Genomic DNA, 21,545 nt, shown 5'->3' with positions numbered 1-21,545 from the left:
TACGCCCCTAACATTGCCGCAAAGTTCGCGCGGCTAAAGTGTATAAAAAATCATAAAAATATGACTTAAAAGCTCAATAAAAATCGGAGATAACAATAACCATGTCCGTCACCTATTTACTCTTTCTGACCGTCGCCAGCATTGGCCTACTGCTGTTTTTAATTATGGTGCTGCGCCTGCAGGCGTTCGTTGCCCTACTGCTGGTGAGCATGGTGGTAGCGATTGCCGGTGGTGTGCCCTTACCCGAGGTGGCTAGTACCATTCAGGCGGGTATGGGCAGTACGCTTGGCTATATTGCCATTGTGATTGGCCTTGGGACCATGATTGGGGAGATTTTACAGGTCTCCGGCGGGGCGCAACAGATTGCCAATACCTTAACCCGCAAGGCGGGCACGGAGCGGGCGCCCTGGGCCTTGATGACACTGGGGCTGATTGTCGCCATTCCGGTGTTTTTTGAGGTGGCGCTGATTCTGTTTATCCCGTTGGTATACAGTCTGGCCAAGCGTACCGGCAAGTCGGTGTTGCTGTACGGCTTACCACTGGTGGCGGGTATTGCGGTGGCGCACTCGTTTATACCGCCTACACCCGGCCCGGTGGCGGTGGCCTCGCTGATTGGCGCGGACTTGGGGTGGGTGATACTCATTGGTCTTACGGCGGGCATACCCGCTGCGATTGTGGGCGGTATTGTGTTCGGGCGTTTTATCGGTGGGCGTATTCACGCCCCCTTGCCTGACTTTGCCCAGGCGCACCTAGAGTCACAGGCGCAATCCGACCGGCCTCAGCCGGGGTTTGCGTTGGTGCTGAGTATTATTTTGGTGCCGCTCGCCATGATATTGCTGAACACGGTCTCTAAAGTCTGGTTGGGCGAAGGTCATACTCTGGTGAATGTCATGGCGTTTGTGGGCCACCCCTTTACCGCACTGCTGACCGCTGCCCTGCTGGCGTTTTATTTTTTGGGTACAAGGCTTGGATTCAGCCGCGATGAAATTCAGCGCGTGGCGACCCGCTCGATGGAGCCGGTGGGTATGATTATTCTGCTGACGGGTGCCGGTGGCGTGTTTGGAAAGGTACTGATTACCGCCGGTGTTGGCGACGCGCTGGTAGAGGCCATGAGTGGCTCTAACCTGCCGGTGGTGCTCTTTGCCTTTTTGGTGGCTGCAGTGGTGCGGGTTTCCCAAGGCTCGGCAACCGTTTCTATGGTAACCGCTGCCGGTTTAATTGCCCCATTAGTCGATGCCGGCGGCTACTCCGAGCCGGTGGTGGCCTGTGTGGTGATCGCCATTGCCTGTGGGGCAACAGTCTTATCCCACGTAAACGACTCCGGCTTTTGGCTGGTGAAGCAGTATATGGGGCTGACAGAGAAGCAGACGCTGGCGTCCTGGACGATGCTGGAAACCATCCTCGGGCTGGTGGGCCTTGCGGTCGTATTGGTGCTTAGCGTTTTGGTATGATGGAACACGGAACAAGGTGTAGGGGAACGGCGTTTGTCAGTCTCCGTTACTTCGTTACCGCGAAAGAGCGTTAAGATTAAAGGATATAGCCTATCTATTACGGTGATCAGTGGGGTAGTAGACCTGCACGGATGTAAAGGAGCTTTATGAAAAAATTGAACGACATGCCCTGGTGGGCTTACATTGGCTTAACCGGTATTCGTTCCCGAGACGCCGCCATCCAGCAACTGATTGTCCTGCTTATGGTTAGCTTTGTTATCGTCGTTGCAAGCGCCGTCTCGGGCAATTACCTGGCGGGGCTGGTATTCCTTTTGCCGGTGTGGCAATGGACGGCCATGAAATGGGCGGATAAACACTCTGCCTGGCCGTCACAAAATATCTGAAATACTTCGGTAATTGGACGGCTGGAAAATAATAAACAAAAGGAAATTTAAGCAATGGAATATACGATCCTAATAACCACAGTAGTTATTAGCCTGATCTTGTGGATTATTCCCATTTCTATGATCGCCTCATCCGATCGGGCATCGCGGGATGAGCGATTGGCCTGGATTCTGGCAGTGATTTTTATCTCCTGGTTTGCCTGGATATTTTATTTATTGTTGGCTCCCGTTAAAAATGACAGAGGGCGATAACTACTTTACCGGGCTTGGTATACTGAAAAGCATGGTCATGGAATTAGCGAACGCCAAGTCGATAGAATAAAAACTCGGGTATCGCCAAATCTCTCGTGCTCCAATCTGTTTAGGGTGCAGATATTAACAATACCTCCTATTCAGCCTGCTGGAGTTGTTAATGCAAGAGGTGCATCGAAAGGCCTGATAATAGGTTTCTATATGCCGACTTTATAATACAATGCTCCCTAGGCCAAAATTCGAAAAGGTTTGCAGTGACTAAAAAACGCGATACGAAATTAGAGTTAATGCTGGTGATTTTTTTATTCCCGGTTGCTACGTTTTTAGCGGGGCTTGGTATTGGCGCCAGTCTTAGCGCAGGTGATACATCACCCGCTTCGCTAATTGCACCAGTGGCCGGTCTGATCATCGCTTTCGTGGTTGTCGGCTTTTATTACGCCAATAAAATACATAACATTTAGATTCTGGTGCTGTGGGATTTGACCTTAATCGCTTTGCAAGCTTAAGAAGGTTTAGTTATCGCTGACAAATTTGAAAGACACATTCTGCAAAGCTGGGGTACAAATGCGACTGCCTGGACGGACGCTGTTCGAAATAAAACCATTGCCAGCCGAGCTGAGGTCACCAACAGGGCCATTATTGACGCGGTTTTAGCATTAAAGCCCCAGTCGGTATTGGATATCGGTTGTGGCGAGGGCTGGTTGGTTCGGGCGCTAGCAGGCCATGCCTCACGTTTGGTGGGAGTGGACGCGACCGAGGCGCTGATTGATCAGGCCCGCCAAAGTGGCGATGGTGAATTTTATACCGCGCGCTATGAGGATATAAGCCAGTGCTTAAGCGACCAAAGATTTGATGTGGCGGTATGTAATTTCTCGCTGTTGGGAAAAGAATCGGTCGAAGTGTTGCTAGCGGCTATTCCACGAATATTAAACGACGGCGGTCACCTTGTGATTCAAACCCTTCATCCACGTAATGCCTGTGGCGATACGCCATACCGAGATGGTTGGCGAGAGGGTTCCTGGAAAGGATTTAGTCGTGACTTCTGCGACGCTCCGCCCTGGTACTTTCGCACCCTCGAAAGCTGGATAGCGCTTCTAACGCGCAGTGATTTAGCGCTATACCACTTGTTAGAACCGTTTTTTCCAGATACTCAGCAACCCGCATCACTAATATTGGTGGCCGAGCCGACCGACCGGCGCTAATCCCCCCCCTTTTTTGGATAATACTTCTAAAAGCCCTTTCTTTTTATTCCAAATGCGTATTTGCGTTATTACGAACTGTTTCGTAAATTAAATACGAAGATGTTCGTATTTACGGGAGAAATCATGAAGCGACCCACTCAGTCCGAATGGGAAATTCTCAGCATATTGTGGGCTGAGAAGGAAGCGACTGCGCAGACGGTTAACGATAGGCTTAATCAGCACAAACAAGTGAGCTATACCGGCACGCTAAAGCTAATGCAGCTGATGCATCAAAAAGGCCTGCTGGAGCGTGAGCGAGTGGGTCGCAGCCACGTTTACCGGCCCCTTATCGAAGAGTCTGACGCAAAATCGAGTTTGTTGGACAATGTCGTGCAGTCCACTTTTGGGGGGTCCGCGTCGAATTTGGTGATGTCGCTGCTGGGTAATAAAAAGGTCTCCCGCCGCGAGATAGACGACATTCGGGCGTTTCTGGACGACCTGGAGGATAAGCAATGAATATTCTCAGCCAATGGCTGGGCGAGCCACTGCTGTACGCATTGGGTTGGACCCTTCTGCACTCTTTATGGCAATGCGCCGCCGCCGCGATCGCGTTGGCCGTTGCGTTAAAGTTCATCCGCCCCCAGGCGGCGAATAAACGCTATATCGCTTCACTACTGGCGCTGGTGGTATGCCTGGCGTCTAGCATCGCGACATTTATCTATTACGCTGGAGCCAGCCCGCAAGAGGCGCCTCGTGTTATTGGGATAATGCCGTGGGGCGCTGTAGTGACCGCCGCCCCCGAGACCCCATCAGTGGTAAGTGCGTTAAACCAGCATTTAAACTGGGTTGTAGCGCTGTGGCTGGTAGGTAGCTGTGTGTTTTTACTTCGCTACAGTGTCAATGTTTATCAGTGTTTTCACCATAAAAACCACCTAAGCTATCGCGCCCCCGACCTTTGGCAAAAAAGGGTCAACACCCTCGCCGAGCGACTCAAGCTAAACCAACGGGTCATACTTAAAATTAGCCATTATCTAGCCACTCCCTGTGTTATCGGACACTTAAAGCCCGTTATTCTTTTACCGGTTGGCATGCTTACACGACTGCCCGAGGAGCAAATTGAGGCCATTCTTTTGCACGAAATGGCTCATATTCGTCGCCACGATTTTCTGATTGGATTAATTCAACAATTCTGTAAATCGCTGTATTTTTTTAACCTGCCCTTTCTATGGATTTGCAAGCAGCTTGACGCTGAGCGAGAAAACGCCTGCGACGATGCCGCTGTCGCCTGCTGCGGTGACCCCATGCTTTACGCAAGATCACTGCAACAATTTTCGGAACTGTCATTACAAGGAGAAATAGCCATGGCTTTTAATAACCAGCCCAAGCATTTACTGGCTCGAGTAAAGCGGATTTTTAATTCCCAACATCATGTTACTTCCACACCTCAAGGTTTCTTGTCGAGCTTGCTGAGCATTATCGTCCTGCTATGCGCGAGCTTCTATACCCACAGCAGTCTTGCTGGAGAGAAATACCCTGAAATCACCACGCTCAGCGATTCCGCTGTTGAAAGTCTTATGAATGAATTTAAAGAGGGTATGTACAGCGGCAATAATAAGATACGAATTATTACGAGCATAGAATTATTGGACGAGTTTAAACTATTGGACATAAATGAAAGATTTTACTTTTCATACTATTTGCGAGATAACATTTATCAAAATTACGGTTGGTCCGATATGCCCCGTGGAGAACAGTGGGAACATCTAAGTGATTCTGAGTGGGATAAGGTAAAAAATATAATTTTTAATAGTCATCATCAACAGTTTTTTGCGTTACTAGAGAGTCCCATAAACTCCAGAGAAACCTACAATGTTGACTTGCCCGGCTATTCTCAACCGATTATTTTAAAAACCTATCTGAGAGGACGTGTCGAGCTTAGCGTTCCTGACCGAATGTTTGCCGATATTGCCTCGGGAAAGTTAGAGGTGTTGACCGATCGCCTGTTTATGCGCATTGATCAAGAAGATATAGTCGTCACTATGTCAACTTTCAGTACAAATGAAGTTCACTTAAAGTTCCGTTTAGAACCGGAAGGCATGAATCATACCCTTGGCGATTTCAGTACCAGCCTGCATCCCGCTGGTACTAAATCGAAAGGTGTTTTCTTTCATTATCAAATGGGCTTATATCAGGCAAACGTAACCTTATCGCTGGCGCAAGATTTTATCGATAATAGTATGGACACGCTGGGCGATAGCAACCTCGGTATACAGGCAAGCGAAGCAGGTACAGTGGATATTGTTATGCAGGCCTCTGGTGGTGTCAGCAGTGATCAGCTTTCCGAATATTTGCCCGCGAGCGCCTTTGAGGGATACTCTAAGGAAGAGTTGGCACACAAGATCGATCAGGTTCCTCAGGATCTTAAACCTTATCTGTTAACCGATAAGGATATCCAGAATCAACTTAGAAATCATATCGCTAGCACTGGTGATAGCCTAAAAGGCGGCTTGCGAGATTTTTTCACTCGTCTATATCAGAGTTCGCGAGCGGACTACTTAATTGGCCTTGCAGATGATCAAAAAGCCCGCCAGTTTTTAATAGATAACCCCGAAACTTACAATATTGTCGACGAAAATACCTGGCTTAGTCTCTCATCAGACCCAATGTTGGCCGATGAAGCGTTTGATTTTGAAGTGGAGAAAACGGATTTTTCTCAGGCCGTTGCCCTGGCACAAGCGTATTGCCCGGGCATGCCCTATATTGTGAACGACCGGATTAGTCATAGTGAAATAAACCTCTACGGCTATGACATGACATGCGATCGATTGGAAGCTGCTTTTGCCCAGCTGGAACAGAAAATGATCCAGAAGGCTATTGATTAACCATAGCGTTTGCCCCGCCTAGGCGGGGCCTTTTTTGCATTTTAAGTTTTACAGCTCGCCCTCTGCTGCCATTTTGACGTAGCTGCCGTCAAAGCGAAGCTTAATGTTGCTTTTATCGCCCAACACGGTGCCATCGTCGAATTCCATACCCACCACGTCTGGACTGGGGCTGGCTTCGCCTAGCAGGCCTTTGTCGAAAGAAAACTGACGAACCTTGTCCATAAACCCTATCAAATCCTTGTTGCTGACAAACTCGTAGGCGGAGTCTGGGGTATAGAACAGCATGGTATCGTCAAGCTGGGCGTCGTAGCCCGCCAAGTCGGTACCGGCTTGCGTGGCCATGTAGGTGCGGGCCTCTTTTGCTTTTTCTGAATCACCCTGCATTAGTGAGAGAGTTTCAAACCAGGCACCGACCAAGGCCTTACCAAACGCTGGGTTCGCTTCCAGAACCTCGGTTTTTACCGCCATCATATCGATGATTTCACCGGGGATTTCTGCTGAGGTAAACACTTCGGTGGCGTCTTCGGCGCGTTCCAAAATAATACCCAGCTGCGGGTTCCAAACTGCGGCTGCGGTAACATCGTTGGTCATAAAGGTGGATACCGCATCGGCATCCGAGGTGTTCACCACGGTTACATCACGCTCAGACATGCCGTTCATATCCAGGGCACGGGCGAGAAAATAATGGGATACCGACAGTTCCACTAAATTGACGTTGCGGCCTTTAATGTCTTCGATACTGTCGGCGTTTTTAAGGACTAAGCCATCGTTACCGTTAGAGTAGTCGCCCAGGATTAATCCGGTGGTATCAACGCCGTAAGCGGCGGGAATGGTCAGCGCGTCCATGTTGGTCATGGTGCAGCCATCGAATTCGCCAGCGGTAAACTGGTTGATGGATTCGATGTAATCGTTCATTTGCACCACTTCAATTTCAATGCCGTACTTATCGGCCCACTTGTCGATAATGCCTTTATCGTCGGCATAGGCCCAGGGCATCCAGCCAGCGTAAATTGACCAGGCGATTTTAAAGGAGTCCCTTTCCTGGGCATAAGCCTGGTTAACGCCTAATACACAAGTAGCGACACAAAGCGTGCTGACTATGCGTGAGGCGCTTTTTTTGATTCGGGTATAAATAGTCGACATTAAATTTACCTCTCGGTATTAGTAACAAGGTTGGGTGTAGCGGCACAAGGTTTCACTTTCTGCGTTAAACCACTGCCTGGCCTGGGCCGTAGTGGACGTGTGTTGGGCATAGGGTATTTCGGTTTCAATCGTATCAATCCGATAGTGGCGCTCGATAACTTCCCCGTTCTCTGAAGTACAGGTTTGCGTTAAAGAATCGGGGTCATCTGCTAGGCGAAATCCATCGAGTGAGATTAAAGTTTTACCCTGTCTGTCGGGCCGAGTGCTTAATTGAATGGTATAGCCATCCGCCAAAGAGCCTTTTGCCACCGAGGTTTCAAACTCAAACAGCGCGCTTAAACGGTTCTGGTCGCCGACTGATTGCTCGGCCATTTCACGCAAAGCATTTGTGTCGCTGCTGGCAATACTGCTCGGCCGACCCAAAACCAAAGCGGCATAGTCACCGCAGGTTATTAATCCACCATCGCGACGGATTTGTTGTCCTGTGGTTTTATTAATCTCGCGAGTAAGCCGCAAGCCCACAAGCGGTCCGGGTTTACTGGGTTGTAGCCGCCAGTCTTCTGCATAGGCGTCACTGGGGCAAAACTCCATCATGCAATTTCCCACGCGGTGTAAATAGGCGGGCTCTTGCCAGCGGCCGTGCAGCTGCAAAGCCACCTCGTTTTTCCATGCTAGGGTTTCGCCATTCCAGACACTATCGGCTACCCAGCCCTCATAGTTGCCTAAGGTTCGTAGCTCAGCGGCACTGTAGTCGGCCCACCTTTTTTCAGGCACTTGTTCTGATTCGATGGGCAAGCGCAAATCTATAGTGAAGTTACGACTCTGTAGCCAGCACACATGGGTTTGAGTGTCGGTATCACCATTGGCAAAACTAATGCTGCGGCGTTTAAAATAACCCAGCATCCAATCGGGTACACCTTTGTCCGCTGGCTTAGGATGCGTTGCCAGAATATCCAGTAAATGCATATGCCCTCCTAACGTCCGTGATAGCCAAAGCTATCCGTAGCCTGTGAATTTTCGGGCATACTGATTTCACCGCGCGCCAACCTTTCCTTTAAATAGGTAAACGTCTGAATGGTTTGAGCGTACAGGTGATCGCCGCATTTAAGACTGATGTACTCACGCTCGGGTTTGTTGTGAGTAAGCGATGCAAGCGGGGCAATCTCGGTGTCGTAATCGCAAGCGCAAAACAGAGGGAATGAGTAACGCTCTTCTTTTACTTTACGCACCCGGTGCGATGTCGCGACAAATTGGCCATTGCTTAACACCTCGAGCATGTCGCCAATGTTAATCACAAAAGCGTCTTCTTTAAGCGGTACATCAATCCATTCACCTGCGCCGTTTAGCACTTCTAAGCCGGGAGCGGTGGGTAGCAAAATCGTAAAGCATTCGTAATCGGTGTGGGCGCCAATGCCGGGTCGATCGGATGGCGCGCTAGAATTATAGGGGTAGTGAATCATCCGCAGTTGACTAGGCGGGTGATTTACGTGACGGGTTAACGCGTCTTCTTTCAGCTCGAGCGCGAGTGCAAAACCGCGAAATAACGCATTGGCCACATTGAGTGCAGCTTGATAATAGGCATGCACATCTTCTTGAAAGCCCGGCGCATCGGGCCATTGCGTTGGGCCCAACATGGGGCGGCGACCGAGATCGGAGCGGTAGTCGTAATTAACGTCGTAAGCTTCTTTGCAGTCGACTGCGCCGTCGCCCAGTTTTTCTTCACCTTCGGGAACATAGCCACTGTGGTTTTCCGACTGACCGATATAAAAACGCATTTTATCGTCCAGCGGGCGGGCAAAATACTCTTGCGCTCGCTCTACCAAACGCTGACGTAGAACGGGGGAAACGCCGTGGCCAGTAATGTATAAAAAGCCAACATCGCGTGCGGCCTGACCTAATTGCTGCGCTACTTTGTAGCGCACGGCGACATCGCTGGAAAAAAGTCCGGCGATATCAACACAGGGCAACGTGGTAAACGCTGTGTGGGTGGATGGTGCTTTGTCTGACACTGGGGGCAACCTCCTGAATAAGTTGTCATATTCAAAACGTCGCCTGGTCGTCCAGACAAAGAAACGGCGGACCGCTCCGGGTCGTCCCGGATACTTCTCAAGTTTATATAGCAACGCCTATACCAAATGTTATTGTGTTTTCTAAGCGATTGACTTTAAAGGCAATTCATACATGGGCGGGTAGTTGGCGCGCCCCAAAGTCCTTATTATTGGGCACGAAACTTCGCCTGTGCACTGTTTGCGCCCCAGGTGAGCGGGGAATGGTTTACTTGCCTGGATCGTCCCCGATAAACTAACGCGTTTACATCGAGCTTTTTATGCAGCGGTATCAACCTATTTTTGCTTTTCTAATTTTGTGGTTTCTGGGAGGCTGCGCGGTGGCAGAACAAGTGAATACGACGACAGCGGCCCCTCGGCAAGACGGTAAGTACGTTAATCAAACACCGGCTTCGCCTAGTTCTTTATGGAGCACCGTGAAGATCTTTTGGCGGTTTATGACCGAGGAGCGCCCCGATGCGGAACCGGATTCTGAATTGCCTTTGCAAACCCTTAGCCGTTCCCAACTCGATGCGCTTAGCGACGATCAAGTACACCTTGTGAAGCTGGGGCACTCTTCTATCTTGCTTAAAATCCACGGAAGCTACTGGTTAATTGATCCCGTGTTTTCCGAGCGAGCATCGCCGTTTAGCTTTTTGGGCCCCAAACGCTTCCAGCCTACCCCCATTTCTATTAACGAGCTGCCTGCGATTGATCGGGTATTGATTTCTCATAACCACTATGACCACCTGGATAAGAAAGCTATTGCGGTACTTGCGCCCAAAGTGGATGTTTTTGCGGTGCCCTTAGGGGTTGATAAAAGCTTGCGTGATTGGGGTGTGAGCGAGGATAAAATTCAAACCTTCGACTGGTGGGACACTTTTAGCACGCCAGTCACCGAGGTTACCTTTGCGCCTACGCAGCACTTTTCCGGCCGTGGTCTGGGGGACTCAAACGAAAGCCTGTGGGGGTCGTGGATAATCAAAACCCGCTCGGCCAGTTTATATTTCAGTGGTGATTCGGGTTATTTTTCCGGCTTTAAAACCATTGGTGAGCGTTTAGGGCCTTTCGATTTAACCATGATAGAAACAGGTGCTTACGATGAGCAGTGGCCGGGCGTTCATATGAGGCCTGCAGAGAGCGTTCAGGCACACATTGATTTGCAAGGGAAGGTAATGATGCCCATTCACAATGGCACGTTTAATCTGGCCTTTCACGCTTGGTATGACCCGTTAGACACAGTGGCCGATGAAGCGGATAAACAAAGCGTTACTTTAACCACCCCGATTGTGGGCGAGATTATGACCCTGGGTGAGCCCTGGCCGCAAAACCGGTGGTGGCTGAGCTATAAGGACAAATAACCCAGCCTATGTATCCAATCCTTTACTTTCTATACTGCCCTCTACTTCGCGGCTGTAGTATGGGCGATAAAAATGTGCAGAACTGCGACTATATAAAGCGGTGTATTTGCCAAGCGATAAGTAGCGCTATCAAGTCTATAAAAAGTTAAAAACAAAAATCGGCAAACGTGAAGGGAGGTTAATGGCGAAGAGAATCGATAGGCAGCCCCAATGCCGAGGCCGCCCAGTATTATTATTTGGCGCTTAAAATAGCCGCCAATTCGGTCACAGAGTCGACAATATAATCGGGCTTTTCTGCCAATGGATACAGTGCTTTACCGGGGCGAGCGATAAAAGCGGTTTGCAAACCAGCGGCTTTTGCACCGGCGACATCCCAACCATGGGCAGCCACCATTAGCGCCTCTTCGGGTTTTACATTCAATTGCTGCAATGCCCAGTCGTAAGCGCGTAAATCTGGCTTGTAAATTTGAATGTCTTCAATGCTATAGCGGGCATCAAAATACTCCATTAACCCGGCGTTTTCGAACTGGGTTTTCACGCCTTTATTGGACGAGTTCGTCAAGCTGACAATTTTAAAACCCTGCTCACTTATCTGGGTCAGCCCCTGTTTCACATCGGGATGCGCGGGCAAACTGAGCAAGGGGGTTACAATCGCTTCTTTAGCCTGCTCTTCGCTCAGCTCAATGTCGTTATTCTGGGCTACCATCAGCAAGGAGGCGACCCCAATTTTGCCAAAGTCGTGGTATTCGCCGGTTACGGTGGTGACCAACGAGTTGTGCAACATGGTGGAAAACCAAAGCGGCAGCAGCGCTTGCTGACCGTTTAACGCTTTACCCACCGAGGCGCGCATAGACTCCAAATCCAGCAAAGTTTCATTAACGTCAAAGATAATAACCTTGGGCCTAGGCAGCTCGGATGCACCCTGAGCCATAACTGAACCTCCTGACAGCGTTCCAATGAGCAAAGTAAAAAGGTAAATGGATAATTTACGCAACATAAAGTAAACCTGTGATACCGGATGAGTTAAACCAAGGGAAATCACTTTAGCACAGCAAGAGCAGCGCCCCGGTGACAGGCCGCGGCCAAGCTAAATGGAAACGGTAAAGTTTTGTAGGCGGACCCAGAGAGCTGATTTGGCCTACAAGCTCATCCGCAAACGGCTGCGACCATCATCCAGTGGTTCGGCCAGCATGGGCAGCCATTGATCCGCCTGAACTTCGCGGGCGAAGTCGTCGGTAAATTTGAAGGTGGTGTCGATGATGACGCCGCCGCTTAAGGGCATGACTACATTACCGCTTAAGTCCACCGGCCCTTCCAGCGAGAATATATCGGCGCGGATGTGACCCTCATCGGTGGCTGACAGATCGCCGGCAAAGGCCCCCAAGTCCAGCCAGCTTTGGCCGTTGTGCAGGCGTGCGCCGGTCCAGCTTAAGTTGCCCTTAAGCGCGTTCAGGGTTTGTCCTTCAAGCTTTAGCGTGTCGATGTGCGCCGACACCTGCCCGTTCAGCTTGGTGGGTTCGGGCAAGTCCTGAATTAAGCTGGCGGGAATGCTGATGTTGGTATCGCTTAACTGCAGCGCGCCACTGGTGCTGGCACAAGCGGTGCCTGTTACCTGTTGGCGCTCCAGGCTGGTGGTTAAATCGGCGCAGGGTTTGAGGGTGAGCAAACTCATGGGCTGCAAATGCCAGGTGAGTTCGCCCAGCGAGTAGTCGCGCCCGTCAATACGCACCGAGGCCATGCCCGCTTTGCCGCGCCACAAACTGCCCGAAATACCCGACAGTCCCAGACCCGTTCCCTGAGTCATAAAGTGCGCGCCCCAAGTGGCGGGAATTTGCGTAACGGCAAATACCAGGGTGCAAACAAGTCCAAATAAAATCCAGCGAATCATAAACTCTTAACCGTTATTCGTATTGCAGTGAGGCGACCGGTACCCGGGTAATGTCGATATCTTCTTTGCCCGTGCCGTAAGCGGTGTACACATAACCGTTGTGCACCATTGATTTGGGGTAGCTGTAGCCCACGCGTTTATAGCGCCCCGGGTATTTTTGCGCGGGCAGTTTATCGCCTTCGGCGCGCAGAATGTAGGCGCGATCAAATACCACGCCATCGGCGCTGGTGCTTATGACCAGCGGGAAGCGCGCTTTGCTGTTGCTGGGGTTGTTAATAATAAACGCACCGCCGCCCGGCAAATTGCCTGCGCTCTGTTTGGCGCGCGAGTCGGGAATATTGGTTTTAGCGGGTCTGCTCCAGGTTTCCCCGCGATCTTTACTGAGCGCGGCAAAAATTCGAAAGCTGGACTGCTGATCGCGAAAGGTCATCACCACTTCGCCATCGCGGGTGAACCAGCTGGGCTCTATTTCGCGGCTTACGTCTGAGTTTGTGGGCAGGTTGGTCATATCGCCCGTCTGCCAACCGCCGAGGCCGGTGGCATCATCGGTAAAGACTGGCTTGGCTTTTAAGCCCGGCTGCATGTGTGCGGCCGAAATCAATCGGCCGTCTTCTAAGGCGCGGATGTCCTGCTCCAGAATGCCTTGCAAGGGCTCGCCCTGATCATCCAGTACCGGCTTAGGAGCGCTCCAGTGAATGCCGTCTTTACTGGTGCGATACTCCACATGGCCGCCGCGCGGCTCTAGGTCATGGGGCCAGACGTTAATGTAAGCCACCAGGGTATCGCCATAGGCCCACCAGCCGCCGTTGGTTACCGTGGCGTCGGCGCGCGGCTGGGCCAGCACTATGGCATCGCTCCAGCGCTTGCCGTCTATGCTCATGGCGTAGCGTACCTGGGTGGTGGGGGCGTCTTCGTCGTGAGGCGAGCTCTGCCACTGCACATACAACTTGCCCTTAAAAGCAAAAGGCACGGCGCCGTGGTTGTACTGGTAGGTGTTACCGCCTGCGGCAAACACGGTAAAGGTTTCGGCGCCGGTTGCCATTTCCAGCCCCAGGTTCAGTGCCTGGGCATCAAACAGACCCTCGGCGGCGCGAATAGGCGCCTGCTGCGCCTGGCAAACACCGGCCAGTAAAATGGTGGCAAACACTAGTGCTCGCATCAGTTTTTGCTCAGGCGCACATTGGCTGTGACCTGTCCCGGTGTGGTGGTAGATGCCATGGATAAATCTTTAATACTGACATCATGCTTGTATTCCAGGTCGTACAGCCACTGGGTAATGGCGGCGTAGTTGACGTTATCCAGCCGCACGCGTACCTCGCCACGGGTGCCGGGCTGAAAACCGCTCATACGCAGCCCATTGGCCTGCAGGGTGGAGTCGATCAGCTGGCTGATATTGCCGCTAGAGGCCGCGCTTTGCTGGTTGGCGGCGGACTCGGCGTTGTTAATGCGCGCCGCCAGTACCTTGACGCGCTCAAGCGCGGCGGCGGTCGAGGCGTTAGTCACCAGCTGCTGCTCGCGTTTTTCCTTCAGTGGCGAGAGCACGCCCATCCACAAAATATAAAGCACCACCGCCAGAACGCCCACCAGCAAAATGGTTTGCTCGCGGCGATTGTATTTACTCAGAGCGTCGAATAATTTGTTCATGGCAGCTCCCGTTTGACTTTCATCCGCGCCGATAAGTTATCGCCCTGGGCGCTGGATGAGAGCAGCTCGGCGCTTAAGCCGGCGGACTCAATCGCGCCGCGCAGCGATTCAATGGCGTTAAAGGTACCGGCCTGCAGGTTTAGGCTCAGCTCGTCGCTGTCGGCGGTGTAGTAAACGCCCTTAAGGGTAATCTCGCCTTGGGCCTGCACCTTGGGCAGAACATCACCCAGCAGCGGAATGACCTGAGTGCTTTCGCCCTGGGGCTCGAGGTCGCGTGCCTTAATGCGCAGGCGGCGCTCGGGGTCATTGGCCGGGCCATTGGGCACCACAGTGCGAAATACCTGTTCAATGTCTTTGCGTATGTCCAGGTTTTGGTTTTGCAGCTGGTTCAGTGACAGCAGCAAGGTGGCGATATAGATAACCACCGCCGCCGCACCCACCATGGCCACGGTGCGCCAGGCTTTCCACCAGCGCTCAATGGGCAACCGCTGCGAGAACTCGCCCTGGCATAGGTCAATGCAATCGGCGGCGGGAGTAAAGTCCCACAGCGAAGCGATGCGGGTATCGCCACCCGCACCTTCCAGGCTGGCGGGTAGCGATTGCTCCAGCGCTTCCAGCTGGTTTTCATCCGGTGCGCTCAGGCTCAGTCGGGGCAGGTTATCGACTCGGTTTTGCGCCTGTAGCAGCAGCTCTAGGGCGGCCGGCAGGTTACTGGCGTCTACGGTAAAGCCGGCACTGTCGCCATAGTGAACACTTACTTGGCCGTCTTGCCAGTGAATCGCCCAGCTGTCGACGGGTTCGTCGTCGGCGCTGTCGGGCTGGGGGATTTCCGGTAGCAGGCCCGCCGGATGGGCTTGGGTAATCTCGACGTTAATGTCCGCCAGTTGCGCAAACAACTCGCTCAGGCGCGCGCGCTCGGTATACAGCAGATGCACGGTACCGCCTTCGGCCTTGCCCAGGGCGAAGTGGAATTGGTCGATATCGCCAATCACCTCTTCTTCCAGCTGAAAGGGCATCAGCTTGCGCAGATGGCGTTTTTCTTTTTCCTGATAACTGAGGCTGCGCGCTACCACCTGCGAGCCGCCCACAATTAAACGGGCCCGGTGGTTGCCATCGCCCAGGGCCTGGGCCAGGGCTTCAACATCGCCGCGGCCCAGTTCTTCGGGCAAATCCGGGCGCCGCACCAGCCAGGTCAGGTCGCTGCCATAGTGGCTTATGTATAGGGTGAGAGATTCACTCATTGTTATTTATTGCTTCCGCTTGGCCGGCCTGCATGCCAGCGCGTTCCAGGTTAAGGATGTAATCGTACACGTCGCGGCGACTTTCTACCTTAAAATCGCCGTCGGCACGGGATAAAACACTCTGCATACTGCGTCTTTGTTCACCCAGCTGCACCCGGGTGGTGACCAAAAAGTGGTCGGTGGTGACCCGCGCATACTCGGTGTCCAGCTCGCCGGAGACCGCGCTGCCCCAGCCGGTGTTCTCGGTAAACTCCTGCATGGTGGCATACTCGCCGTTTTCCGAAACCACCTGGCCCATCACCTGGGGTGAGAGCGGCTGCAGCACTTCGCTATTGTTAAAGGTGCGCAGTAAAAACGGGTTAATGGTATTCACATTAAGGCCTGCGCCGCTACCGCCGGTTTCGTAGACCGTGATATAGGGCTTGATCAGTTGCATCAGCTCGGGGGTGAAGCCGCGTACCAGGCGCAGCTCATCTTTGCTGGTAAAGGGCGCATTGGCGGCGCGGTAGGCCGGGTCCTGGCTTTGATAGTAATCGGTCTCGGCGCCGGTAAAGCCGGTGATTTCATCGTCGCTGTCGGTCCAGTCTTTTATCGCTTCCAACAGGGCAATGGCGTCTTCCTGCGAGAGCGGGTAAATCTCTTCAAAGCTTTGCAGCAGGCGCAAAAAGTGCTTTTGCGCCGAGCTAAATCGGTCGGGATCGGATGGATTACCGTCTTCCATATCGAGGTTACCAGACAAATCGTTCAGGTTGATCTTGGCGCTGGCATCTTCTATTTCGGCGAGAATAACCCCGCCCTCAATGGGAAACGGGGGCAGCTCCATGGCCCAGGGTTCGAGCTTGCTGTCGACATCGGGGTTGTCGTCCAGCTCCAGAAAGTAAATGGCCAGACTCTCGGCGCCGGAAAGGTAAGCGCGTGCCTGGGCGCCGTGCCAGCGGGCTTCGGCACGGGCCATGCTGAGTTGGTAATCCCGCGAGGCTTTAATGGCAAAACCTGCCACCAGAGTGACCACTAAAATGGCCATAATCAGCACGGTGCCGCGCTGACGTCGGGGCAGGTGTAAGGACTGGCTATTGCGCAAGATCATACAACCTCTCGCTGACCAGGCCGTCTTCCAGCTCTATGCGAATCACCACTGCCACCGGCAGGCTGGTATCGACCCCCACGCCCGAGCTGTCGGGCCAGGTTTGCACCCAGTCGCGGGCGTAGTCTTCACCGCTGAGCACACCAGTGCCCTGCTGCTGCGCCTTTTGCTGAGATAAAAAGCGTACGTCGATATCGGCGATGGCCTCTAGCATGGGCTGGCGAATCAGGTCGGTGGCGTACAGCCAGTCTTCGATCACCAGGTTGCGCTCGGGGCGGTAGTCGCGCCACAGGGTGCCGTCTTCAATGCGGTAAATAACCTGCTGCATATCGCTGCGCGGGCGGTTCATGGGGTTGAGCCAGCCGCCGCGGGTAAAGCGCAGCACCAGTTTATCGCCGCTGGTATCGCCGTACAGGCTGGCGCCGCGAAACGGCCGGCGCAGGCCGCCGGGCACATTGGGGTCGTTGCTGGCGTCTACCGGTTGCAGAATATGGCGCAAGTCCTGATTCAGAATCTGCCAGGTGCGGTCCAGCTCGTTAATGCGCGCCAGGGTCTGGGCGCTGGCCTCGGCGCTGCGCGAGGCGGTGCTGAACGACTGGTAGGTAAAGGTCATAATCACGGCGGTAATCGCCAGGGCGATGACCACCTCAATCAGGGTAAATCCGGCTTGGGGCTGTGGGTGCGCGGCGCTACTCATTGATAAAACCCGACAGCGTCGCCAGCGTGTTGTCTTTATCGGCATCCGGGGCAACGCGGATATCCAGGCGCAAAAAGCCCTCGACTTCGGTGTCCTCGGATTCCAGCTCCCAGTACCAGCGAATGCCGCCGCGCTCGACATTGCCGCTTTCGGTATCGGGAATATTGTATTGGTCCACCAGCTGTTTGCGCATTTTGATGCGCGTGAGCTGGTTTTCGGCAATCCAGTAGGCCTGGGTTTTTTCGCGGTTAAAACCCGCGCCCTGCAGCTGGCTGGTAATCAGCATCATCAGCGCGGGCAGCGCGGTGGCGACAATCGCCAGCGCTACCATCACTTCAATCAGGGTAAACCCGCGCGCGCGCCTCACCAGTCGTTCTCCCGCTCGGCCAGTTCCTGCTCGCGGTTTTCCCACACCACATCGCCCATCATATCCACGGTAATGCGCTGTACTTCGTCGTCATCAAAGCGGGTGAACAGCGCCAGCTCCAGGCGGGTGGCCTCGCCGCTGGGGTAGTAGATAAGCACCGGTTGGGGGGTGGTTTCGCGCTCGTCGTACTCGTAGGTCTCGCCCTCGACGATCATCTCCAGGGCCATGCCGGGGGCAAAGCAGGCGTCTTCTAAAAAGTCCGATACCGGCTGCCAGCTGCTGTTGCGAAAGCGGCGCCAACGGTAGCACCACTGATCCCCCTCCCGGCTTTGGCTGGGGCGCATAAACAGGCCGATCACCTCGCCGGTTAAAGTGGTTTGCTCGGCGACAAACTCCGCCTGCAGCATAAATTTATCGGCGGCTTTTTCCAGCCGGCTGGTATCGTCCGGGGCAAAGGCGATGGTCGCCATACCCGCGCTCAGGCCTATGATCATGACCACGATCATAATTTCGATTAGGGTAAAACCCCTCTGGCGCGGGCGACAAATCATTTAGTCCTGCGGCAAGTCCTGATCCCAGACACTGATATCGGCCGCCTGGCCGCTACCACCGGCAACACCGTCGGCGCCCTGGGTGTAGATGTCATACTCGCGGCTTTCGCCGGGGCTGATGTACAGATAAGGGCTGCCCCAGGGATCCATGGGCAATTGGTCCAAATAGCCGCTCTGGCGATAGTTGCGCGGCACCGGGCTGATGGTGGGTTTAGTCACCAGCGCCTCTAGCCCCTGCTCGCTGGAGGGGTAAACATAGTTATCGATGCGGTACAGGTTCAGGGCGGTTTGGATGTTTTTAAAATCCGCCTGCACCTTGTTAATGCGCGCCTCATCGGCGCGGTCCAGCACCATGGGAGCCACGATACTGGCCAGCAGGCCAATAATGACCACCACCACCATAATTTCAATCAAACTAAAGCCGGTTTGGCGAGACGTGTATTGCATGGTTGTTACTCCGTTGTGTTTTTGCCCGTTTTTACGCTTGGCAAATTTTAATTCAAGTCTGACGTCGGATGTCTGAGGTCTGATGCAAAGCGTCCGGCATCTGGCGTCAGACCTCCGACTTGGGGCCTGCGGGCCCTAACCTACCATCTGATTCATTTCAAAAATCGGCTGCAGAATCGCCAGTACAATCACCAGCACCGCGCCGCCCATTAAGACAATGGTGGCCGGCTCCATTAACCCCAGTGAGACCGACAGCACCATTTCCAGTTCACGCTGCTGGTCTTTGGCGGCGTGTTCCAGTTGCACTGGCAGGGTGCCGTTGGTTTCACCGCTGGCCACCATTTGTACCAATAGCGGCGGAAAGCAATTGGCTTTTTCCATGGCGCGGTGCAGGGCGGTACCCTCGTGCACTTGGGCGGCAATGTCTTCGCAGGCTTCTTGTAGTACCCGGTTGGTCATTACCTGGCCGGCAATTTTTAGCGCTTGCAGCAGGGGTACACCACTGGACATTAACAGGCTAAGGGTCGAGGCAAAGCGCGCCGAGTTAGATTGGTTTACCACATTGCCAATGACCGGCAGCTTTAATTGAATTTGGTGCCAGCGCCTTTGCCGCGCGGGATTTTTTAACATCTGCTTTAAGCCGTAAGCGGCCCCCACCGCGGCGGCCAGTACCCAGATACCATAGCCGACAATAAAGTCGCTGGTGGCGATCAGGGCGCGGGTTAACCCCGGCAGCTCGCGCTGGGAGTGGGCGAACAGGTTGACCAAGTCGGGCACCACAAAAGCCATTAAGCCGATAATCACCGCCAGGCTCATCACCAAAAGCACAATGGGATAGATCATGGCGGTTTTAAGGCGCGATTTTAGCTGCTGCGAGTTAAGCGTGTGCTCGGATAAGCGCTCCAGCACTGGCCCTAGATACCCCGAGCTTTCCCCCGCTTTCACCATGGCGCGATACATATCGTCGAACGAGCCGGGGTGTTCACCCAGTGCCTGGGCCAGCGAAAACCCCTCCAGCACCTTGGTGCGAATTTGCAGCATCACCTGCTTTGCCGCGGGCTTTTGCGCCTGTTTGGCGGTGGCCTGCAGGGCTTCGTCCAAGGGCAGGCCCGAGCTTAGCAACGAGGCCAGCTGGCGAGTCACCAGGCTTAAATCCCGCCCCTTGAGTTTGGGGGTGGGGCTAAACAGGGAAAAGCCACTGCCGCTTTTGCTGGTGTTGCGAACCTTGGCGTTGCCGGCGTCGGCGACCTCTAATGGCTTAAGTTTTTTGGCGCGCAACTGGGCGCGTACCTGGCGCTCGGAGTCCCCCTCAAGGATGCCCTTGACGGTTTTGCCGGATTCGTTGAGTGCTCGGTAACTGTAGGCGCCCATAGGTTAGCTCGCTGTGGTGACCCGCAGAACTTCTTCCAGGCTGGTTACCCCGGTAACCACTTGGTGGCGGCCGTCGTCGCTAATGGACTCGGAGTGTTTGCGCGCCTCGGCAATTAACTCCTGCTCGCCCGCCTCTTCGTGAATCAGGTGGCGCATGGCTTCGTTGATTTCGATCAGCTCGTAAATACCTTTACGGCCGCGATAGCCCATCTGGTTGCACTTGTTGCAGCCTTTTGCGCGGAAAATGGTCTGCCCAGGGGGAGTTTTCAGCATTTCGCGCTCGGACTCGGTGGGCTCGTACACCTCTTTACACTCGTTGCACAGCTTGCGCACCAGGCGCTGGGCCATGACTACCTCCACACTGGAGGCTAGCAGGAAGGGCTCTACGCCCATATCCTTCAAGCGCATAATGGCGCCAATGGCGGTGTTGGTGTGCAGGGTGGACAATACCAAGTGGCCGGTCAAACTGGCCTGAATGGCAATGTCGGCGGTTTCCGAGTCGCGAATCTCACCTACCATCACCACGTCCGGGTCCTGGCGCAAAATGGCGCGCAGGCCGCGGGCAAAGGTCATGTCCACCTTGGCGTTGACCTGGGTCTGGCCAATGCCCGGCAGCAGGTATTCGATGGGGTCTTCAATGGTCAGAATATTGCGGCTGGGCACATTGATGTGGCTTAAGCCTGCATAAAGGGTGGTGGTTTTACCCGAGCCGGTGGGGCCGGTGACCAGAATAATGCCGTGGGGGCGCAGCAGGGCTTTGCCAAAGCGCTCTTCCACCTGAGTGGGCATTTGCAGCTCGTTTAAGCGCAGCTGGCCGGCGGCCTGATCCAATAGGCGCAGCACAATACGCTCGCCGTGGGCCGAGGGAATGGTGGAGACGCGAATATCCACCGCGTGTCCGGCCAGGCGCACGGTAATCCGGCCATCCTGGGGCAGGCGTTTTTCGGCGATATCCAACCGCGCCATCACTTTTAAGCGTGACACCAGCACGGGCGCCAGCTCGGGTTTGGGCGAGAGCATTTCGCTGAGCACGCCATCGGTACGAAAACGCACCGATACCCGATCCTCAAAGGGCTCCAGGTGAATATCCGAGGCCTGCTCGCGCACCGCCTGGGACAAAATGGCGTTAATCAAACGAATGACCGGGGCGTCGTCATCCCCGGCTAAAAGGTCGGTGCGATCGGCCAGATCGTCCGCCATGGAAGACAGATCAAACTCGTTGCCCAAATCTTCGGCGGCGCGTTGAGCGGCGCCGTCGCTGCTTTGGTATTCGCGGGTCAGCTGGCGCTGGAAGGTGTCGGCATCCAGCTCTTCCAACATCATTTCACCGTCAAAGTAGCGCGACAGCTCGGCCAGCACTTCCAGGCGTAAACCGGGTTTGTGCAGCACGGTGTTGTCGCGCTCGGGGTCCAGCATGACGCCGTGGTCCGAGGCGTAGCTAAACGGCAGGCGCGGGCTTTCGCCAGCGCTGGCGGCCAGGTGCTCTTCTTCCTCGGCGCCCAGGGTTTCGTCGAACTCTTCGGGCAGTTGAGCCGGTTCCGAGATTTCGCTATTCAC

General features: G+C 53.8%; 23 protein-coding genes. 8 read left to right on the top strand and 15 right to left on the bottom strand.

The genetic code is table 11. The features are described from left to right. Positions 1 to 101: 101 nt before the first annotated feature. The 7 genes from M6D89_RS13740 (at position 102) to M6D89_RS13715 (ending at position 6,149) form a co-directional block, all read left to right on the top strand. Positions 102 to 1,451 (top strand): GntP family permease, encoded by a 1,350-nt coding sequence (locus tag M6D89_RS13740; RefSeq protein WP_253968656.1) that lies wholly within the window; start codon positions 102 to 104, stop codon positions 1,449 to 1,451. 146 nt (positions 1,452 to 1,597) lie between these two features. Beyond that, on the top strand, positions 1,598 to 1,834 hold the full coding sequence (locus M6D89_RS13735) for a hypothetical protein (protein ID WP_253968655.1): 237 nt from the start codon (positions 1,598 to 1,600) through the stop codon (positions 1,832 to 1,834). Between the two features lie 54 nt (positions 1,835 to 1,888). Next, on the top strand, positions 1,889 to 2,086 hold the full coding sequence (locus tag M6D89_RS17500; RefSeq protein WP_418930361.1) for a PLDc N-terminal domain-containing protein: 198 nt from the start codon (positions 1,889 to 1,891) through the stop codon (positions 2,084 to 2,086). A gap of 254 nt (positions 2,087 to 2,340) precedes the next feature. Continuing rightward, a complete protein-coding gene (locus tag M6D89_RS13730) occupies positions 2,341 to 2,547 on the top strand; it encodes a SoxR reducing system RseC family protein (RefSeq protein WP_253968654.1) in 207 nt (68 codons plus the stop codon). A gap of 57 nt (positions 2,548 to 2,604) precedes the next feature. Further along, positions 2,605 to 3,288 carry a class I SAM-dependent methyltransferase gene (locus tag M6D89_RS13725; RefSeq protein WP_336297559.1) on the top strand — a complete coding sequence of 228 codons (684 nt, stop codon included), beginning with the start codon at positions 2,605 to 2,607 and terminating at the stop codon, positions 3,286 to 3,288. A 123-nt stretch (positions 3,289 to 3,411) separates the two neighbouring features. Beyond that, complete coding sequence (locus tag M6D89_RS13720; RefSeq protein WP_253968653.1) at positions 3,412 to 3,783, top strand: BlaI/MecI/CopY family transcriptional regulator; 372 nt, start codon at positions 3,412 to 3,414, stop codon at positions 3,781 to 3,783. Continuing rightward, the gene (locus tag M6D89_RS13715; protein ID WP_253968652.1) at positions 3,780 to 6,149 is read left to right on the top strand and encodes a M56 family metallopeptidase; all 2,370 of its coding nucleotides are present in this window, start codon (positions 3,780 to 3,782) and stop codon (positions 6,147 to 6,149) included. Before M6D89_RS13720 ends, M6D89_RS13715 begins: the two co-directional genes overlap by 4 nt. Before the next feature lie 48 nt (positions 6,150 to 6,197). On the opposite strand, the gene M6D89_RS13710 is transcribed toward M6D89_RS13715, so the two are convergent. From M6D89_RS13710 to M6D89_RS13700, 3 genes are read right to left on the bottom strand one after another with little or no spacing between them, the layout of a single operon-like run. Next, positions 6,198 to 7,292, bottom strand: a complete 1,095-nt coding sequence (locus tag M6D89_RS13710; RefSeq protein WP_253968651.1) for a putative urea ABC transporter substrate-binding protein — start codon at positions 7,290 to 7,292, stop codon at positions 6,198 to 6,200. An 18-nt stretch (positions 7,293 to 7,310) separates the two neighbouring features. Further along, positions 7,311 to 8,258, bottom strand: coding sequence for a hypothetical protein (locus M6D89_RS13705; RefSeq protein WP_253968650.1), 948 nt, complete (start codon positions 8,256 to 8,258; stop codon positions 7,311 to 7,313). Between the two features lie 8 nt (positions 8,259 to 8,266). Further along, positions 8,267 to 9,301 carry an isopenicillin N synthase family dioxygenase gene (locus M6D89_RS13700; protein WP_253968649.1) on the bottom strand — a complete coding sequence of 345 codons (1,035 nt, stop codon included), beginning with the start codon at positions 9,299 to 9,301 and terminating at the stop codon, positions 8,267 to 8,269. Between the two features lie 473 nt (positions 9,302 to 9,774). Here M6D89_RS13700 and M6D89_RS13695 point away from each other — a divergent pair, with 473 nt between their 5' ends. After that, positions 9,775 to 10,698, top strand: coding sequence for an MBL fold metallo-hydrolase (locus M6D89_RS13695; protein WP_253968648.1), 924 nt, complete (start codon positions 9,775 to 9,777; stop codon positions 10,696 to 10,698). Between the two features lie 232 nt (positions 10,699 to 10,930). Here M6D89_RS13695 and M6D89_RS13690 read toward each other — a convergent pair whose 3' ends face one another. From M6D89_RS13690 to gspE, 12 genes are all read right to left on the bottom strand, one after another. Next, positions 10,931 to 11,629 (bottom strand): haloacid dehalogenase type II, encoded by a 699-nt coding sequence (locus tag M6D89_RS13690; RefSeq protein ID WP_253968647.1) that lies wholly within the window; start codon positions 11,627 to 11,629, stop codon positions 10,931 to 10,933. Positions 11,630 to 11,836: 207 nt separating this feature from the next. Then, positions 11,837 to 12,586, bottom strand: a complete 750-nt coding sequence (locus tag M6D89_RS13685; RefSeq protein WP_253968646.1) for a type II secretion system protein N — start codon at positions 12,584 to 12,586, stop codon at positions 11,837 to 11,839. Positions 12,587 to 12,599: 13 nt separating this feature from the next. Further along, positions 12,600 to 13,745: a sialidase family protein gene (locus M6D89_RS13680; protein WP_253968645.1), complete on the bottom strand. Its 1,146-nt coding sequence runs from the start codon at positions 13,743 to 13,745 to the stop codon at positions 12,600 to 12,602. After that, positions 13,745 to 14,230, bottom strand: coding sequence for a type II secretion system protein GspM (gspM, locus tag M6D89_RS13675; protein WP_253968644.1), 486 nt, complete (start codon positions 14,228 to 14,230; stop codon positions 13,745 to 13,747). Before gspM ends, M6D89_RS13680 begins: the two co-directional genes overlap by 1 nt. Continuing rightward, a complete protein-coding gene (gspL, locus tag M6D89_RS13670) occupies positions 14,227 to 15,471 on the bottom strand; it encodes a type II secretion system protein GspL (RefSeq protein ID WP_253968643.1) in 1,245 nt (414 codons plus the stop codon). The genes gspM and gspL overlap by 4 nt, the downstream gene beginning before the upstream one ends. Further along, positions 15,464 to 16,558 (bottom strand): type II secretion system minor pseudopilin GspK, encoded by a 1,095-nt coding sequence (gspK, locus tag M6D89_RS13665; protein WP_253968642.1) that lies wholly within the window; start codon positions 16,556 to 16,558, stop codon positions 15,464 to 15,466. The genes gspL and gspK overlap by 8 nt, the downstream gene beginning before the upstream one ends. After that, positions 16,542 to 17,252: a type II secretion system minor pseudopilin GspJ gene (gene gspJ / locus M6D89_RS13660; protein WP_253968641.1), complete on the bottom strand. Its 711-nt coding sequence runs from the start codon at positions 17,250 to 17,252 to the stop codon at positions 16,542 to 16,544. The genes gspK and gspJ overlap by 17 nt, the downstream gene beginning before the upstream one ends. Then, positions 17,245 to 17,619 carry a type II secretion system minor pseudopilin GspI gene (gene gspI / locus M6D89_RS13655; protein WP_253968640.1) on the bottom strand — a complete coding sequence of 125 codons (375 nt, stop codon included), beginning with the start codon at positions 17,617 to 17,619 and terminating at the stop codon, positions 17,245 to 17,247. The genes gspJ and gspI overlap by 8 nt, the downstream gene beginning before the upstream one ends. Beyond that, positions 17,616 to 18,170: a prepilin-type N-terminal cleavage/methylation domain-containing protein gene (locus M6D89_RS13650; protein ID WP_256504630.1), complete on the bottom strand. Its 555-nt coding sequence runs from the start codon at positions 18,168 to 18,170 to the stop codon at positions 17,616 to 17,618. Before M6D89_RS13650 ends, gspI begins: the two co-directional genes overlap by 4 nt. Then, a complete protein-coding gene (gene gspG / locus M6D89_RS13645; protein WP_253968638.1) occupies positions 18,171 to 18,617 on the bottom strand; it encodes a type II secretion system major pseudopilin GspG in 447 nt (148 codons plus the stop codon). 135 nt (positions 18,618 to 18,752) lie between these two features. Continuing rightward, complete coding sequence (gene gspF, locus M6D89_RS13640) at positions 18,753 to 19,988, bottom strand: type II secretion system inner membrane protein GspF (RefSeq protein WP_253968637.1); 1,236 nt, start codon at positions 19,986 to 19,988, stop codon at positions 18,753 to 18,755. A gap of 3 nt (positions 19,989 to 19,991) precedes the next feature. Beyond that, the gene (gene gspE, locus M6D89_RS13635; RefSeq protein WP_418930360.1) at positions 19,992 to 21,545 is read right to left on the bottom strand and encodes a type II secretion system ATPase GspE; all 1,554 of its coding nucleotides are present in this window, start codon (positions 21,543 to 21,545) and stop codon (positions 19,992 to 19,994) included.

The organism is Gilvimarinus xylanilyticus (assembly GCF_024195295.1).
GTDB classification, from domain to species: Bacteria; Pseudomonadota; Gammaproteobacteria; order Pseudomonadales; family Cellvibrionaceae; genus Gilvimarinus; species Gilvimarinus xylanilyticus.
The sequence above is the reverse complement of the archived record's forward strand: the minus strand, read 5'-3'. Positions and strand labels throughout refer to the sequence as shown.